Origin of the sequence: Sphingomonas sp. HT-1 (assembly GCF_048568905.1) — a bacterium.
Taxonomy (GTDB): Bacteria; Pseudomonadota; Alphaproteobacteria; order Sphingomonadales; family Sphingomonadaceae; genus Sphingomonas.
In genome coordinates, this window is sequence record NZ_CP183770.1 from 3,440,412 (window position 1) to 3,454,755 (window position 14,344).

General features: G+C 65.0%; 24 protein-coding genes. All 24 read left to right on the forward strand.

Annotated elements, in window-relative coordinates:
* Positions 1 to 240: 240 nt before the first annotated feature.
* Positions 241 to 552 (forward strand): 30S ribosomal protein S10, encoded by a 312-nt coding sequence (gene rpsJ / locus ACNFJ7_RS16170; protein ID WP_010545719.1) that lies wholly within the window; start codon positions 241 to 243, stop codon positions 550 to 552.
* 362 nt (positions 553 to 914) lie between these two features.
* Positions 915 to 1,664 carry a 50S ribosomal protein L3 gene (gene rplC / locus ACNFJ7_RS16175; protein WP_019369673.1) on the forward strand — a complete coding sequence of 250 codons (750 nt, stop codon included), beginning with the start codon at positions 915 to 917 and terminating at the stop codon, positions 1,662 to 1,664.
* Positions 1,665 to 2,291: a 50S ribosomal protein L4 gene (gene rplD / locus ACNFJ7_RS16180; protein WP_019369674.1), complete on the forward strand. Its 627-nt coding sequence runs from the start codon at positions 1,665 to 1,667 to the stop codon at positions 2,289 to 2,291.
* Entirely contained in the window at positions 2,284 to 2,598 is a 315-nt protein-coding gene (locus ACNFJ7_RS16185; protein WP_019369675.1) for a 50S ribosomal protein L23, read from the forward strand. Before rplD ends, ACNFJ7_RS16185 begins: the two co-directional genes overlap by 8 nt.
* Positions 2,599 to 2,600: 2 nt before the next feature.
* Positions 2,601 to 3,452 carry a 50S ribosomal protein L2 gene (gene rplB / locus ACNFJ7_RS16190; protein ID WP_019369676.1) on the forward strand — a complete coding sequence of 284 codons (852 nt, stop codon included), beginning with the start codon at positions 2,601 to 2,603 and terminating at the stop codon, positions 3,450 to 3,452.
* 3 nt (positions 3,453 to 3,455) lie between these two features.
* A complete protein-coding gene (rpsS, locus tag ACNFJ7_RS16195; RefSeq protein WP_019369677.1) occupies positions 3,456 to 3,734 on the forward strand; it encodes a 30S ribosomal protein S19 in 279 nt (92 codons plus the stop codon).
* The gene (rplV, locus tag ACNFJ7_RS16200; RefSeq protein WP_010545725.1) at positions 3,734 to 4,111 is read left to right on the forward strand and encodes a 50S ribosomal protein L22; all 378 of its coding nucleotides are present in this window, start codon (positions 3,734 to 3,736) and stop codon (positions 4,109 to 4,111) included. The genes rpsS and rplV overlap by 1 nt, the downstream gene beginning before the upstream one ends.
* Complete coding sequence (gene rpsC, locus ACNFJ7_RS16205) at positions 4,111 to 4,818, forward strand: 30S ribosomal protein S3 (protein WP_019369678.1); 708 nt, start codon at positions 4,111 to 4,113, stop codon at positions 4,816 to 4,818. The genes rplV and rpsC overlap by 1 nt, the downstream gene beginning before the upstream one ends.
* A 16-nt stretch (positions 4,819 to 4,834) precedes the next feature.
* Positions 4,835 to 5,266 (forward strand): 50S ribosomal protein L16, encoded by a 432-nt coding sequence (gene rplP / locus ACNFJ7_RS16210; protein ID WP_019369679.1) that lies wholly within the window; start codon positions 4,835 to 4,837, stop codon positions 5,264 to 5,266.
* 4 nt (positions 5,267 to 5,270) lie between these two features.
* Entirely contained in the window at positions 5,271 to 5,474 is a 204-nt protein-coding gene (gene rpmC / locus ACNFJ7_RS16215) for a 50S ribosomal protein L29 (protein ID WP_019369680.1), read from the forward strand.
* A gap of 13 nt (positions 5,475 to 5,487) precedes the next feature.
* Entirely contained in the window at positions 5,488 to 5,754 is a 267-nt protein-coding gene (gene rpsQ, locus ACNFJ7_RS16220) for a 30S ribosomal protein S17 (protein WP_019369681.1), read from the forward strand.
* A 143-nt stretch (positions 5,755 to 5,897) separates the two neighbouring features.
* Positions 5,898 to 6,266, forward strand: coding sequence for a 50S ribosomal protein L14 (gene rplN, locus ACNFJ7_RS16225; protein WP_019369682.1), 369 nt, complete (start codon positions 5,898 to 5,900; stop codon positions 6,264 to 6,266).
* Positions 6,266 to 6,583: a 50S ribosomal protein L24 gene (gene rplX / locus ACNFJ7_RS16230; protein WP_019369683.1), complete on the forward strand. Its 318-nt coding sequence runs from the start codon at positions 6,266 to 6,268 to the stop codon at positions 6,581 to 6,583. The genes rplN and rplX overlap by 1 nt, the downstream gene beginning before the upstream one ends.
* Positions 6,576 to 7,157: a 50S ribosomal protein L5 gene (gene rplE / locus ACNFJ7_RS16235; protein WP_019369684.1), complete on the forward strand. Its 582-nt coding sequence runs from the start codon at positions 6,576 to 6,578 to the stop codon at positions 7,155 to 7,157. The genes rplX and rplE overlap by 8 nt, the downstream gene beginning before the upstream one ends.
* Positions 7,158 to 7,176: 19 nt before the next feature.
* Complete coding sequence (gene rpsN, locus ACNFJ7_RS16240) at positions 7,177 to 7,482, forward strand: 30S ribosomal protein S14 (RefSeq protein WP_010545733.1); 306 nt, start codon at positions 7,177 to 7,179, stop codon at positions 7,480 to 7,482.
* 12 nt (positions 7,483 to 7,494) lie between these two features.
* On the forward strand, positions 7,495 to 7,890 hold the full coding sequence (gene rpsH / locus ACNFJ7_RS16245) for a 30S ribosomal protein S8 (protein ID WP_019369685.1): 396 nt from the start codon (positions 7,495 to 7,497) through the stop codon (positions 7,888 to 7,890).
* Entirely contained in the window at positions 7,890 to 8,423 is a 534-nt protein-coding gene (rplF, locus tag ACNFJ7_RS16250) for a 50S ribosomal protein L6 (RefSeq protein ID WP_019369686.1), read from the forward strand. The genes rpsH and rplF overlap by 1 nt, the downstream gene beginning before the upstream one ends.
* Positions 8,423 to 8,782, forward strand: coding sequence for a 50S ribosomal protein L18 (gene rplR, locus ACNFJ7_RS16255; protein ID WP_026009165.1), 360 nt, complete (start codon positions 8,423 to 8,425; stop codon positions 8,780 to 8,782). The genes rplF and rplR overlap by 1 nt, the downstream gene beginning before the upstream one ends.
* A 2-nt stretch (positions 8,783 to 8,784) precedes the next feature.
* Complete coding sequence (gene rpsE, locus ACNFJ7_RS16260) at positions 8,785 to 9,513, forward strand: 30S ribosomal protein S5 (RefSeq protein ID WP_019369688.1); 729 nt, start codon at positions 8,785 to 8,787, stop codon at positions 9,511 to 9,513.
* 6 nt (positions 9,514 to 9,519) lie between these two features.
* Positions 9,520 to 9,699, forward strand: a complete 180-nt coding sequence (rpmD, locus tag ACNFJ7_RS16265) for a 50S ribosomal protein L30 (protein WP_019369689.1) — start codon at positions 9,520 to 9,522, stop codon at positions 9,697 to 9,699.
* Between the two features lie 152 nt (positions 9,700 to 9,851).
* Positions 9,852 to 11,153, forward strand: a complete 1,302-nt coding sequence (locus ACNFJ7_RS16270) for a cation:proton antiporter (RefSeq protein ID WP_026009166.1) — start codon at positions 9,852 to 9,854, stop codon at positions 11,151 to 11,153.
* Between the two features lie 136 nt (positions 11,154 to 11,289).
* The gene (gene rplO / locus ACNFJ7_RS16275; RefSeq protein ID WP_019369691.1) at positions 11,290 to 11,820 is read left to right on the forward strand and encodes a 50S ribosomal protein L15; all 531 of its coding nucleotides are present in this window, start codon (positions 11,290 to 11,292) and stop codon (positions 11,818 to 11,820) included.
* A gap of 310 nt (positions 11,821 to 12,130) precedes the next feature.
* Positions 12,131 to 13,492 (forward strand): preprotein translocase subunit SecY, encoded by a 1,362-nt coding sequence (secY, locus tag ACNFJ7_RS16280; RefSeq protein ID WP_019369692.1) that lies wholly within the window; start codon positions 12,131 to 12,133, stop codon positions 13,490 to 13,492.
* 26 nt (positions 13,493 to 13,518) lie between these two features.
* Complete coding sequence (locus tag ACNFJ7_RS16285; protein ID WP_019369693.1) at positions 13,519 to 14,172, forward strand: adenylate kinase; 654 nt, start codon at positions 13,519 to 13,521, stop codon at positions 14,170 to 14,172.
* Positions 14,173 to 14,344 lie beyond the last annotated feature (172 nt).

Consider the following 14,344-nt stretch of genomic DNA (forward strand, 5'->3'; position numbering starts at 1 on the left):
TGAAAGAAGCAGCCGCCCGGCACCCGAAAAAAGGGGTGTCGGGCGGTTGCCTTTTTATAGGAGCGCCGTTAAAGGCCGCCCCTTCGGTTTTAGAGTTCAACAGCAAGAGGCGGCCATTCAGCCGTCGTCCCGGTTCAACCGGCGCCAGTTCGATCCGCTTTCCAGGCGGCAGGGCAGGGGCCGGGGCTTCGCCGGGGTGGCATTGGGTGCGCAGCCCCGCTCTTTCGCATCGGTAGGACCATGGAAACGCAGAATATCCGCATTCGCCTCAAGGCGTTCGATCACCGCGTGCTCGATCAGGCTGCCGGCGACATTGCCGACACCGCTCGCCGCACCGGCGCCCTTATCCGTGGCCCCATCCCGCTCCCGACTCACATCGACAAGTTCACCGTCAACCGGGGTCCGCACATCGATAAGAAGTCGCGCGAGCAGTTCGAGACCCGCACCTACAAGCGCATGCTCGACATCGTTCAGCCGACCCCGCAGACCGTGGACGCGCTGATGAAGCTCGACCTGGCCGCTGGCGTCGACGTCGAGATCAAGCTGGCCTGAGCCGGCACCGGCCCCCGCGCTTCGCGGGGGCTTTTGGCGTTCGCCCCTAAAAAGGTGGACAGGGAAGCGCAGCTGACGTAAAGGCGCCGCTTCCACGAGATTCGCGACTTCCCTGAGGGGAGTCGCCATCCTCCTCGACCGGATCGTTCCCCGATCCAATGCAAGGAGCGCCGAGCCGGAACGGCTCGCATCGACAAGGGATACCGCCGGCGGCTTTCGAGTGGCCGGGCCTGCGTCCCCCGTCTCTCCCGCCGCAAGGCGGGGGTTCAGCCCGGACGGGGGCTTCGCAGTAAATTCTAGGGCTGAACACGCACCCGCGGGAATGGTCCCGGGGGTGCCTCTGTGATAGGAGCAACAGGCCGATGCGCACTGGCGTTATCGCGAAGAAGATGGGGATGACCCGCCTGTTCCAGGACGATGGCCGGCACGTGCCGGTGACCGTTCTGGCACTGGAAGGCGTCCAGGTGGTGGCACAGCGCACCACCGAAAAGGATGGCTATGTGGCCGTTCAGGTCGGCGCCGGCACGGCGAAGGCCAAGAACGTCGCCAAGCCGCAGCGCGGTCACTTCGGCAAGGCCGAAGTCGAGCCCAAGGCGATCCTCTGCGAATTCCGCGTCGAGGAAGATGGTCTGCTGGACGTAGGCGCCGAAATCTCGGCCGACCATTTCGTCGCAGGCCAGCTGGTCGACGTGTCGGGCCGTACCCAGGGTAAGGGTTTCGCCGGCGCCATGAAGCGTTGGGGCTTCGGCGGTCTGCGCGCCACCCACGGCGTTTCCGTCTCGCACCGTTCGCACGGTTCGACCGGTAACCGCCAGGATCCGGGCCGCGTCTTCAAGAACAAGAAGATGGCCGGTCACATGGGCGACCGCAATCGCACCCAGCAGAATCTGGAAGTGGTCGGCACCGATGCCGAGCGCGGCCTGATCTTCGTCAAGGGCTCGGTCCCGGGCTCGAAGGGTGGCTGGCTGATCGTGAAGGACGCCGTCAAGGTCGACCGTCACGCCGATGCGCCGTACCCCGCCGGCCTCAAGGCCGTCGCGAACAGCAACGAGGCTCCCGCCGAAGCGCCCGCCGCGGCCGCTCCGGAAGCCACCGAAGGCCAGGAGGGCTAAGTGAAGGTCAAGGTTCAAACCCTCGACGCCGCCGAAAAGGGCGATATCGAGCTCAACGACGAGATCTTCGGTCTCGATCCGCGCGCCGACATCCTGCATCGCGTCGTCACCTGGCAGCTCGAGAAGCGTCGCGGCACCGCCCGCGGCACCCGCGAGCGTGCGGACGTTGCGCGTACGGGCAAGAAGTGGGGCCGCCAGAAGGGCGGCGGCACGGCACGTCACGGCGATCGCCGCGCCCCGGTGTTCATCGGCGGTGGTAAGGCGCACGGCGCTCGCGTTCGCGACTTCAATCCGTCGCTGAACAAGAAGATCCGCGCGCTGGGCCTGAAGATGGCGCTGTCGAGCCACGCCAAGGCGGGTTCGCTGATCGTCATGGACAGCCTGGTCGTCGAGAACGGCAAGACCAAGGTGCTCGCGGGCAACCTGGAAAAGCTGGGCTTCGGCAAGAAGGCGCTGGTGATCGACGGCGACACCGTCGAGACCACGTTCGCGCTGGCGGCGGGCAACCTGCACCAGGTGGACGTGCTGCCGGCAATCGGCGCCAACGTCTACGACATCCTGAAGAGCGACACGCTGGTTCTTACCCGCGCTGCCGTCGAGAAGCTGGAGGCGCGCTTCAATGGCTAAGCAGTCCAAGCCGGTCGACAACCGTCACTATGACGTGATCGTCGCACCGCACATCACCGAGAAGTCGACGCTCGTCTCCGAGGCGAACGCCGTGGTCTTCAAGGTCGCCAGCGATGCGACCAAGCCGGAGATCAAGGCCGCCGTCGAAGCGATCTGGAACGTGAAGGTCACGGGCGTGAACACGCTGGTCCAGAAGGGCAAGACCAAGAAGTGGAAGGGTGCGCCCTACCGCCGCTCCGACATGAAGAAGGCGATCGTCACCCTCGCTGAAGGTGAGCAGATCGACGTGACGCAGGGGGTCAACTGACCATGGCGCTCAAGAATTACAATCCGACGTCGCCGGGCGTCCGCGGGCTGATCCTGATCGATCGTTCGCAGCTCTACAAAGGTCGCCCCGTAAAGGCGCTGACCGAGGGCAAGACCAAGACCGGCGGCCGTAACAACAAGGGCCATGTCACTTCGCGCGGCATCGGCGGCGGTCACAAGCAGCGCTATCGCGTCGTCGATTTCAAGCGCCGCCTGTGGGACGTCGAAGGTACCGTCGAGCGGATCGAGTATGACCCGAACCGCACCGCCTTCATCGCGCTCGTGAACTACGGCGCCGGCGAAGACGGCAAGGATCGTCTGGCGTACATCCTGGCGCCGCAGCGCCTGGGCGTCGGCGACAAGGTGATCGCCGGCAAGAAGACCGACGTGAAGCCGGGCAACGCCATGGAGCTGGGCCAGATGCCGGTCGGCACCATCGTCCACAATGTGGAGATGAAGCCGGGCAAGGGCGGCCAGATCGCCCGTTCGGCCGGTGCGTACGTCCAGGTTGTCGGTCGTGACCGCGGCATGGTGATCGTGCGTCTGGGCTCGGGCGAGCAGCGCTATATCCACGCCGCCTGCATGGCGACCGTGGGTGCGGTGTCGAACCCCGACAACCAGAACCAGAACTTCGGCAAGGCCGGTCGCAGCCGCTGGCAGGGCAAGCGTCCGCTTACCCGCGGCGTCGCCAAGAACCCGGTCGACCACCCGCACGGCGGTGGTGAAGGCCGCACCTCGGGCGGCCGTCACCCGGTCACCCCGTGGGGCAAGCCGACCAAGGGTGCGCGCACCCGCCACAACAAGGCGACGGACAAGATGATCATCCGTTCGCGTCACGCGAAGAAGAAGGGCTGATAGATGGCTCGCTCCGTATGGAAGGGTCCGTTCGTGGACCTGCACCTTCTCAAGAAGGCTGAAGCCGCCCAGGAAGCTGGCACGCGCGCTGGTCCGATCAAGACCTGGTCGCGTCGCTCGACGATCCTCCCGCAGTTCGTCGGCCTGACGTTCAACGTGTACAACGGCCGCAAGTTCGTGCCGGTGTCGGTCAACGAGGAAATGGTCGGCATGAAGCTCGGCGAGTTCGCGCCGACCCGCTTCTTCCCCGGCCACGCCGCCGACAAGAAGGGTAAGCGCTAATGAGCAAGCAGGCAGCCCCCCGCAAGGTTGGCGACAAGGAAGCCCTTGCCGTCGCCACGCAGATCCGCGGTTCGGCCCAGAAGCTGAACCTGGTCGCGGGCCTGATCCGCGGCCGCACGGCGGCCGAGGCGATGAACATCCTCGCTTTCTCGAAGAAGGCGATGGCGGTCGACGCCCGCAAGGTGCTGGCTTCGGCCATCGCCAATGCCGAGAACAACCACAATCTCGACGTCGACGCGCTCGTCGTCGCCGAGGCTTCGGTTGGCAAGTCGATCACGATGAAGCGCTTCGCGACGCGCGGCCGTGGCAAGTCCACCCGCATCCTGAAGCCGTTCAGCCGTCTGCGCATCGTCGTGCGCGAGCAGGAAGAAGCATAATGGGTCAGAAGAGCAATCCCATCGGTCTGCGTCTGCAGATCAACCGCACCTGGGACAGCCGCTGGTTCGCAGAAGGCGCCGATTACGGCCGCCTGCTGCTTGAGGACCTCAAGATCCGCAAGTTCATCGTCAAGACGCTGCCGCAGGCCGCGATCTCGAAGGTGGTGATCGAGCGTCCGGCCAAGCTGTGCCGCATCTCGATCTTCGCGGCACGCCCCGGCGTGATCATCGGCAAGAAGGGCGCGGACATCGAGAAGCTTCGCAAGAAGCTGGGCGAGATGACCTCGTCGGACGTGTCGCTGAACATCGTCGAGATCCGCAAGCCGGAAGTCGATGCGAAGCTCGTCGCGCAGGGCGTGGCGGACCAGCTGGAGCGCCGTATCGCGTTCCGCCGTGCGATGAAGCGCGCGGTGCAGTCGGCGCTGCGTCTCGGCGCCGAGGGCATTCGTATCACCTGCGCCGGCCGTCTGGGTGGCGCGGAAATCGCCCGCACCGAATGGTATCGCGAAGGCCGCGTTCCGCTGCACACGCTGCGTGCGAACGTCGACTATGCCGAGGCCGAAGCGCACACCGCCTATGGCGTGTGCGGCGTGAAGGTCTGGATCTTCAAGGGCGAGATCCTGGGTCACGATCCGATGGCGCAGGACCGGCTGAACGTCGAGGCGCAGACCTCGGGCGTGCGCCCGGCGCGCGACGATCGCCGCTAAGGACTAGGACAGAACAATGCTGCAACCGAAGCGCACCAAGTTCCGCAAGGCCTTCAAGGGCCGCATCCATGGCGAAGCCAAGGGTGGCACGGCGCTCAACTTCGGCTCCTATGGCCTGAAGGCAATGGAGCCCGAGCGGATCACCGCGCGCCAGATCGAAGCGGCTCGCCGCGCGATCACGCGTCACATCAAGCGTCAGGGTCGTCTCTGGATCCGTATCTTCCCGGACGTTCCCGTTTCGTCGAAGCCGGCCGAAGTCCGCATGGGCTCGGGTAAGGGTTCGCCGGAATTCTGGGTGGCCCGCGTCAAGCCCGGCCGCATCCTGTTCGAGCTGGACGGCGTTCCCGGCCCGCTCGCGGCGGAAGCGTTCGAGCGCGCTGCGATGAAGCTGCCGATCAAGACCAAGGTCGTCGCTCGCCTCGGCGACACGTCGCACCTGGAGGGCTGATAGAATGACCAAGGCAACCGACCTTCGGGCGAACACCGACGACCAGCTCGCCGAGCAGCTGGGCAACCTGAAGCGCGAGGCATTCAACCTGCGCTTCCAGGCTGCCACCAGCCAGCTCGAGAAGCCGACCCGCGTGCGGGAAGTGCGTCGCGACATCGCCCGTATCAAGACGCTGCAGAACGAGCGCTCGCGCTCGGCTGCGAAGTAAGAGGACCGAGACCATGCCGAAGCGCGTGCTGACCGGAAATGTCGTCTCGGACAAGGGCGACAAGACTGTGGTGGTTCTCGTCGAGCGTAAGGTGAAGCACCCGCTCTACGGGAAGATCATCCGCCGCTCGAAGAAGTACCACGCCCATGACGAGGCGAACGAGTACAAGGCCGGCGAGACCGTGCGCATCGAAGAGACTGCGCCGATCTCCAAGCTGAAGACCTGGAAGGTGATCGAGCGGGTGAACACCCACGCGACGCCGAACAAGGTCGACGCATAATCGTCATCTCCGCTCTTGCGGAGAACTCGAGTTGCGGCCATAGGCCGCCGCTTTGGTGCCCCGGCCGGTAAGGCCGGGGTGACGCATTAGAAACGGAACCACCGGGCGCGTCCCGGCAGGCCAAACGAGAAGGAACCGGATCAATGATCCAGATGCAGTCCAATCTCGACGTCGCAGACAACAGCGGCGCGAAGCGGGTGCAGTGCATCAAGGTGCTGGGCGGGTCGAAGCGTCGCTTCGCCGGCGTGGGCGACGTGATCGTCGTCAGCATCAAGGAAGCCGCTCCCCGCGGCAAGGTTAAGAAGGGCGACGTGCACCGTGCGGTGATCGTCCGTACGGCGAAGGACATCCGTCGCGCCGACGGTTCGGTGATCCGTTTCGACGGCAACGCCGCTGTGCTGGTCAACAAGAACGAGGAGCCGATCGGCACCCGTATCTTTGGCCCGGTGGTCCGCGAGCTCCGCTCGAAGGGCTTCATGAAGATCATTTCGCTCGCCCCCGAGGTGCTGTGATGGCTGCTGCCAAGATCAAGAAGGGCGACAAGGTCGTTGTCCTGTCCGGCAAGGACAAGGGCAAGACCGGTGAGGTCGTCAAGTCGCTGCCGAAGGACGACAAGGTCGTCGTTGCCGGCGTGAACATCGCCGTGCGCCACAAGAAGCCGACCCAGGGCGATCCCCAGGGTGGTCTGGTGCGCACCGAAGCGCCGCTGCATGTCTCGAAGGTCGCGCATGTGACCGCCGACGGCAAGGCGACCCGCGTTCGCTTCGAAACCCGCGACGGCAAGAAGGTTCGCGTCGCCGTCAAGACCGGGGAGGTCATCAATGGCTGATTCCTACACGCCGCGGATGCGGAAGCTGTACGACGAGACCATCGTCAAGGCGATGACCGAGAAGTTCGGCTACAAGAACGTCATGGAAATTCCGCGGATCGAAAAGATCGTGCTGAACATGGGCGTTGGCGAAGCCACCCAGGACAAGAAGAAGGTCGAGCAGGCCGCTTCTGAAATGGAACTGATCGCCGGCCAGAAGCCGGTCGTGACCAAGGCGAAGAAGTCGATCGCGCAGTTCAAGCTGCGTGAAGGCATGCCGATCGGCTGCAAGGTGACCCTGCGCCGCGAACGCATGTACGAGTTCCTCGATCGCTTCATCACGATCGCGCTTCCCCGCGTCCGCGACTTCCGTGGCCTCAACCCGAAGTCGTTCGACGGTCGCGGCAACTATGCCTGCGGCATCAAGGAACAGCTCGTGTTCCCCGAGATCAACTATGACCGCATCGACAAGGTGCGCGGCATGGACGTGATTGTTACCACCACTGCCAAGACGGATGACGAGGCTCGCGAGCTTCTCCGTCTCTTCGGTTTCCCGTTCCCGCAGGCGGACGGCGAAGCGAAGCAGGCGGCGTAAGGAAGGAAGAACTTAAGTCATGGCGAAACTGAGTTCGATCAACAAGAACGAGCGTCGCAAGCAGCTGGTGAAGAAGTATGCCGGCAAGTATGCGAAGCTGAAGGCGATTGCGAACGACGAAAGCCTGGATGAGACCGAGCGTCTCATCGCACGGCTCAAGATGGCCGAGATTCCCCGCAACGGGAACCCGACCCGCATTCGCAACCGGTGTGAGCTGACGGGTCGTCCCCGCGCTTATTACCGCAAGTTCCGTCTCGCACGTGTCATGCTGCGCGATCTGGCCAACAAGGGCCTGATCCCGGGTGTCACGAAGTCGAGCTGGTAAAGGACACGCAAGATGGCAGTGACCGATCCCCTGGGTGATATGCTCACCCGCATCCGCAACGGCCAGCGTGCGCGCAAGGACTCCGTCCTCACGCCCGCGTCGAAGCTGCGTGCCCGCGTCCTCGACGTGCTTCAGCGCGAGGGCTATATCCGTGGTTACAGCGAAGAGCAGATGGGCCCCGCGGCCGGCATCCGCATCGAGCTGAAGTATTTCGAGGGTCAGCCGGCGATCAAGCACGTCGCGCGCATCTCGAAGCCCGGCCGCCGCATCTATTCGGGGGCGCAGGAACTTCCGCGCATCCGCAATGGCCTCGGCATCACGATCGTCTCGACGCCTCGCGGCGTTCTGTCCGACGCGGAAGCGCGCGAACAGAATGTCGGCGGCGAAGTGCTGGCGGAGGTGTTCTGATGAGCCGCATCGGCAAAAAGCCGGTTCCCGTCCCCCAGGGCGTGACCGCGAACATCGACGGCGGGCAGATCTCGGTGAAGGGCCCCAAGGGCACCCTGACCATGCCGCTCGCCGACGACATCAAGTACGAGATGGTCGAAGGCGGCATTTCGGTGCAGCCGGCGAACGACACCAAGCGCGCTCGTGCCTTCTGGGGCATGCAGCGCACCCTGGTGCAGAACCTCGTCACCGGCGTGACCACCGGCTTCACCAAGAAGCTGCTGATCACCGGCGTGGGCTACCGCGCTGCGTCGCAGGGCAAGGTCCTGAAGCTGCAGCTCGGCTATTCGCACGACGTCAATTTCGACATTCCCGAGGGAATCGAGATCAAGACGCCGGATCAGACCACGGTCGAGATCTCGGGCATCGACAAGCAGAAGGTCGGCCAGGTGGCCGCGGAAATCCGCCGTTGGCGCAAGCCGGAGCCCTATAAGGGCAAGGGCATCAAGTACGATGGCGAATTCATCTTCCGCAAGGAAGGGAAGAAGAAGTGATCAGCACCAAGGGTCTTTCGCTTTTCGAAAAGCGTCGTCGTCGCAACCGTACCGCGCTGCGTGCGCGGGCCGGTGGCCGTCCTCGTCTGTCGATCCATCGCTCGGGCAAGCACATCTATGCCCAGGTGATCGACGATACCCAGGGTCGCACCGTCGCCTCGGCCTCCACGCTCGAGAAGGACGTGCGTGGCCAGACCGGCGCCACGATCGCCGCGGCACAGGAAGTGGGCAAGCGCGTTGCCGAGGCCGCCAAGGCTGCAGGCATCACCCAGGTCGTCTTCGACCGCGGTGGCTTCCTCTACCATGGTCGCGTCAAGGCGCTGGCGGATGCCGCGCGTGAGAGCGGATTGGAGTTCTAAACATGGCCGATGAAATCAACACGACCGATACCCCGGTCGAGGCGCAGGACGCCGGCCAGGCGGCCCCCGAGCAGCAGGGCCGTGGCCCGCGCGGCGGCCGTGGCCGTGGCGGCCCCGGTGGCGGTGACAACCGCGGCCGTGGCGGCCGGGACGGCAACCGTGGTCGTCGCGACGATCGTCGCGGCGCGCAGGAAGATGGCGGCGAAGAGCTGATCGAAAAGCTCGTCCACATCAACCGCGTCTCGAAGACGGTGAAGGGCGGTAAGCGCTTCGGTTTCGCCGCGCTCGTCGTGGTGGGCGATGGCAAGGGCCGTGTCGGCTTCGGCCATGGCAAGGCGCGCGAAGTGCCGGAAGCCATTTCGAAGGCGACCGCTTCGGCCAAGAAGGCGATGGTTCGCGTTCCGCTGAAGGAAGGCCGCACGCTGCACCATGACGGCAACGGGCATTTCGGCGCAGGCCGCGTGACCGTCCGTTCGGCGCCGCAGGGTACCGGCATCATCGCCGGCGGCCCGATGCGCGCGATCTTCGAATCGCTCGGCGTTGCCGATGTGGTGACCAAGTCGGTCGGCACGTCCAACCCGTACAACATGATCCGCGCCACGTTCGAGGCACTGGGTGAGCAGACTTCGCCGAAGTCGGTCGCGCAGCGCCGTGGCAAGAAGATCGCCGACCTGCTCGGCCGCGGTGGTTCGCAGACCGCCGAGGCGGACGCTGCGGCCGTTACGGAGTAAACGATCATGGCGAAGATCAAGATCAAGCAGATCGGCTCGCCGATCCGCCGCACCAAGGATCAGCGTGCCACGCTGATCGGCCTTGGCCTCAACAAGATGCACAAGGTTTCGGAGCTGGAGGACAGCCCCGAGGTCCGCGGCATGATCCGCAAGCTGCCGCACATGGTCGAAGTGATCGAGGGCTGAGCCTTCGGCTCGCTGGACCAGCGACATTGGAAAAGGGCGGTGGGCAACCACCGCCCTTTTTCGTTGTGCCGGGGGAGAGGGACGGTGGCGGGGCAGGCGTGCAAATCGTCGGAGCGGAGGACCGATCCGCCACTCCGATCGCTTATCCAGCGATGAACGCTACTGCTCTGCTTCCAGACCCGTACATCCTGATGCTGACGGGGTTGGGCGTGCTCATCGCGCTGGTCGCTTGGCTGCCCTTGGCGCTGCGGCGCTTGCCGTTGTCGCTTCCGATCGTCTGCATCGGCATTGGCGCGGGCATCTTCCTGTTGCCGGGCGTGACGTTGCGCCCGCTGCCGTGGCGCTATCCCGAGATTACCGAGCGCTTCACCGAGCTGATCGTGATCATCGCGTTGATGGGCGCGGGACTGAAGATTGATCGTCTATTCGGCTTGCGGCGCTGGGCCTGCACCTGGCGGCTGATCGGCATAACGATGCCGCTCAGCATCCTTGCGATCGGCGTGCTCGCGGGATGGGCGCTGGGCGTGCCGATCGCGATCGCGTTGCTGCTGGCGGCCAGTCTCGCGCCGACGGACCCCGTATTGGCAGCGGACGTCCAGGTGGGGCCGCCGAGGAGCGGCGAGGAGGACGAGGTTCGTTTCGGGCTGACGTCGGAGGCCGGCTTCAACGATGGTGCGGCCTTCCCGTTCGTCCACTTGGCCATCATGCTCGCCGCAGCCGCCGCATCCGGGGGGCCTTGGCTTGTGGAATGGCTCACCTATCGGGTGGCCTGGGAAATCCTGGGCGGTGTGATCGCGGGCTGGCTGGTCGGTCGTGCCTTTGGCTGGCTCACCTTCCACATCCCGGCAGAGACCAAGCTGGCGAGGACCGGGGACGGCCTGATCGCCCTGTCCGCCACCTTCGTGTCCTACGGTCTCACCGAGGCGATCGACGTCTATGGCTTCCTGGCGGTGTTCGTGACCGCGCTCACCTTCCGCCATGCGCACCGGGAGCATGATCTGCATCACGAGATGCACACCATCATCGAGCAGGTGGAGCGGCTGGTGATGATGATCCTGCTGATCCTATTCGGCGGTGCGTTGGTGAGCGGCTTGCTGGCGGCAGTGACCTGGATCGATGTCGCCGTAGCAGCAGTGATCCTGCTGGTGATCCGGCCGCTCTGCGGCTGGATCGGTCTGCTGGGCTATCCCGCCGATGCGGGGGAGAAGTGGACGCTGGCGTTCTTCGGGATCCGGGGAGTGGGAACGATCTACTACCTCGCCTATGGCCTGAATCACATGCAGGTCGCCGATGTTGGGCGGCTTTGGGGCGTCGTCGGTCTCGTCATACTCTTTTCGATCCTGCTGCACGGTCTGACGGTAACGCCGATCATGCGCTCGCTGGACCGATGGCATGGTCGGGATCCAGACGCCGCGGGTGCACCGCCCGGGCTGCAGGGGCCTGCGCGCGACTGACCGGCTGGGGCCTGCGCGGCGATCGCTGTGAGACGGCCGAGGAGGCCCAAACAAGAGTCGACATTCCCCCCGCACGCCGCTATGAGCCCGCGCTTCCCATCAACGCGCGACCAAAGCGAAAGCGAGTGCACACATCATGAAGCTGAACGAACTCAACGACAACCAGGGCGCCCGTCATCGCCGCATGCGCGTGGGCCGTGGTATCGGTTCCGGCAAGGGCAAGACCGGCGGCCGCGGCGTCAAGGGTCAGAAGAGCCGCGAAGGCGTCTCGATCAACGGCTTCGAGGGCGGTCAGATGCCGCTCCACATGCGTCTGCCGAAGCGCGGCTTCAACAACATCTTCGCCAAGGACTATGCCGAGGTGAATCTGGGCGCGATCCAGAAGGCCGTCGACGCCGGCAAGCTGACCGCGACCGACATCGATCACGCCGCGCTGAAGGCCGCGAACCTGGCCCGTGGCGGCAAGGACGGCGTCCGCATCCTCGGCAAGGGCGAACTGACCGCCAAGCTGACCTTCACCGTCGCCGGCGTGTCCGCCTCGGCGCGTGAGGCGATCGAGAAGGCCGGCGGCACGGTCAACGTGATCGAGGTGGTTCCGGCCGCCGACAAGGCCAAGGCGAAGCACCGCACGGCACAGGCCGCTGCCAAGGCCGCCAAGCAGGGCTGACGAAATGCGAAGGCGGGGCTCCCAAGGCCCCGCCTTCCTTCGTGCTGGGCCTGGTGGGCGCGTCGTGAACGACGCTGTTTCCCCCAGATCCGTCATCCCGGCGAAAGCCGGGATCCATTCGCCGCTCCGTCGCGGCAAGCGCCGAAACGCAGACCCCAATGGATTCCGGCTTTCGCCGGAATGACCGGGGAAGGGGCAACGCCCGGTTTCTTTCGGCGCCCGCAGCCATTAGACAAGCCGCGCACAACCCCTATATGCGACTCCGCAGGGCGGGGGAGCGCCCGTCACTTATCCGGGACGAAGATACGAAATGGCATCCGCAGCCGACCAGCTGGCCTCCAGCATCAATCTGGCGAAGTTCAGCAAGGCCACCGACCTCAAGAAGCGCCTGTGGTTCACCCTCGGCGCGCTGATCGTCTTCCGCATGCTGAGCTATGTGCCGCTGCCGGGAATCGACCCGACGGCGCTCGGCCTGCTCGCGCAGCAGACACAGGGCGGCGTGCTCGATTTCTTCAACAATTTCACCGGCGGCGCGCTGTCGCGCATGTCGATCGTGGCGATGGGCGTGATGCCCTATATCACCGCGTCGATCGTCGTGCAGCTCGCCTCCTCGCTGTCGCCGCAGCTCGCCGCGATCAAGAAGGAAGGTGAAAGCGGCCGCAAGCGGCTGAACCAGTATACCCGCTACGGCACCGTGTTGCTCACCGCCGTCCAGGGCTATTTCCTCGTGCAGGGACTCGAGGCTGCCGGCGCCGCTAACGGTCTCAGCCCGGTCGTCGAACCCGGCATCGCCTTCACCATCACCGCCGTGGTCAGCCTGATCGGCGGCACCATGTTCCTGATGTGGATCGGCGAGCAGATCACCAGCCGCGGCATCGGCAACGGCATTTCGCTGATCATCATGGCCGGCATTGTCGCCCGCCTGCCGGTCACGCTCGTCCAGCTGTTCGAAAGCGGCCGTTCGGGCTCGATCGATCCGCTGCGCCTGATCTTCGTGATCGTCTGCGTCGCGGCGCTGGTGCTGTTCATCTGCTTCATGGAGCGCGCCCAGCGTCGCATCCTGATCCAGTATCCGAAGCGCCAGACGGCGCGCGGGGTGCAGGCCGAACGCAGCCACCTGCCGCTGAAGCTCAACACCGCCGGCGTGATTCCGCCGATCTTCGCCTCGTCGCTGCTGCTGCTGCCGCTCACGATCACCCAGTTCGCCGGCCAGGCCACCACGGGCGAAAGCTGGTGGGGCGATCTGATCGCGAACCTGAACATCTGGCTGCGCCATGGCTCGCCGATCTACATGTCGCTCTATGCCGCCGGCATCATCTTCTTCTCGTTCTTCTACACCGCGGTCGTGTTCAATCCCGAGGAGACGGCCGACAATCTGAAGCGCTATGGCGGTTTCGTGCCCGGCATCCGCCCCGGCAAGAACACCGAGCTGTACTTCGATTACGTGCTGACGCGCATCACCGTGATCGGCGCGGCCTATCTGACCATCATCTGCCTGCTGCCGGAATGGGCGTTCTCCGCGATGAGCATCCCGTTCCTGATGGGCGGCACTAGCCTTCTGATCGTTGTCAACGTAACCATGGACACGGTGACGCAGATCCAGTCGCACCTGCTGGCCCACCAGTATGGCGATCTGATCAAGAAGGCGAAGCTCAAGGGCCGGATGCGCTAAGCGCGCGGTCGTAAGGGGAGGATCTGTTGAATATCATCCTGTTGGGCCCGCCGGGGGCCGGTAAGGGCACCCAGGCGAAGCGGCTCGAGACCGAGCGCGGCATGGTGCAGCTGTCCACGGGCGACATGCTGCGCGCGGCGGTGAAGGCGGGCACGCCGACGGGCCTGAAGGCCAAGCAAGTGATGGAAGCGGGGCAGCTCGTCTCCGACGAGATCGTCTCGGGCATTATCGGCGAGCGGCTCGATATGGCCGACACCGAACAGGGCGCGATCTTCGACGGCTATCCGCGCACGTACGCCCAGGCCGAGTCGCTCGACGACCTGCTCGCCGAGCGCGGCCGCAAGCTCGATTATGTGATCGAGCTGCTGGTCAACGAAGAGGCGCTGGTCGATCGCGTCGAGGGCCGCTTCACCTGCGCCAAGTGCGGCGAGGGCTATCATGACAAGTACAAGCTGCCCCAGGTGGACGGCGTGTGCGACGTGTGCGGCGCGACCGAGTTCAAGCGCCGCCCTGACGACAATGCCGAGACGGTGCGCACCCGCATGGCGGAATACCGCGCCAAGACCGCGCCGATCCTGCCCTTCTACGAAGAGAAGGGGCTGGTCCGGCGTGTCGACGGCATGGCCGATATCGACGAAGTGACGCGGCAGATCGCCGCGGTGCTCGACGGGCAGGGATAACGAAAAGGGCGGGGGACACCCCGCCCTTTTTGATTCGGGGGCATTCACTCGGGCGATGTGCCATCGCCCAGTCGCGGGCGTTCAGATCGTGCACCTGCGATCCTAAAAACTGCCGATCATTGCGGGGGATCCGTGCCGATCTCTCTTTTCCGGCGCGCTAGAGCGGATTTCG

Coding starts and splice junctions, on each gene's coding strand:
- rpsJ (WP_010545719.1), top strand. CDS start 241: ATGGAAACGCAGAATATCCGCATTCGCCTCAAGGCGTTCGATCACCGC.
- rplC (WP_019369673.1), top strand. CDS start 915: ATGCGCACTGGCGTTATCGCGAAGAAGATGGGGATGACCCGCCTGTTC.
- ACNFJ7_RS16185 (WP_019369675.1), top strand. CDS start 2,284: ATGGCTAAGCAGTCCAAGCCGGTCGACAACCGTCACTATGACGTGATC.
- rplB (WP_019369676.1), top strand. CDS start 2,601: ATGGCGCTCAAGAATTACAATCCGACGTCGCCGGGCGTCCGCGGGCTG.
- rpsS (WP_019369677.1), top strand. CDS start 3,456: ATGGCTCGCTCCGTATGGAAGGGTCCGTTCGTGGACCTGCACCTTCTC.
- rplV (WP_010545725.1), top strand. CDS start 3,734: ATGAGCAAGCAGGCAGCCCCCCGCAAGGTTGGCGACAAGGAAGCCCTT.
- rpsC (WP_019369678.1), top strand. CDS start 4,111: ATGGGTCAGAAGAGCAATCCCATCGGTCTGCGTCTGCAGATCAACCGC.
- rplP (WP_019369679.1), top strand. CDS start 4,835: ATGCTGCAACCGAAGCGCACCAAGTTCCGCAAGGCCTTCAAGGGCCGC.
- rpmC (WP_019369680.1), top strand. CDS start 5,271: ATGACCAAGGCAACCGACCTTCGGGCGAACACCGACGACCAGCTCGCC.
- rpsQ (WP_019369681.1), top strand. CDS start 5,488: ATGCCGAAGCGCGTGCTGACCGGAAATGTCGTCTCGGACAAGGGCGAC.
- rplN (WP_019369682.1), top strand. CDS start 5,898: ATGATCCAGATGCAGTCCAATCTCGACGTCGCAGACAACAGCGGCGCG.
- rplX (WP_019369683.1), top strand. CDS start 6,266: ATGGCTGCTGCCAAGATCAAGAAGGGCGACAAGGTCGTTGTCCTGTCC.
- rplE (WP_019369684.1), top strand. CDS start 6,576: ATGGCTGATTCCTACACGCCGCGGATGCGGAAGCTGTACGACGAGACC.
- rpsN (WP_010545733.1), top strand. CDS start 7,177: ATGGCGAAACTGAGTTCGATCAACAAGAACGAGCGTCGCAAGCAGCTG.
- rpsH (WP_019369685.1), top strand. CDS start 7,495: ATGGCAGTGACCGATCCCCTGGGTGATATGCTCACCCGCATCCGCAAC.
- rplF (WP_019369686.1), top strand. CDS start 7,890: ATGAGCCGCATCGGCAAAAAGCCGGTTCCCGTCCCCCAGGGCGTGACC.
- rpsE (WP_019369688.1), top strand. CDS start 8,785: ATGGCCGATGAAATCAACACGACCGATACCCCGGTCGAGGCGCAGGAC.
- rpmD (WP_019369689.1), top strand. CDS start 9,520: ATGGCGAAGATCAAGATCAAGCAGATCGGCTCGCCGATCCGCCGCACC.
- ACNFJ7_RS16270 (WP_026009166.1), top strand. CDS start 9,852: ATGAACGCTACTGCTCTGCTTCCAGACCCGTACATCCTGATGCTGACG.
- rplO (WP_019369691.1), top strand. CDS start 11,290: ATGAAGCTGAACGAACTCAACGACAACCAGGGCGCCCGTCATCGCCGC.
- secY (WP_019369692.1), top strand. CDS start 12,131: ATGGCATCCGCAGCCGACCAGCTGGCCTCCAGCATCAATCTGGCGAAG.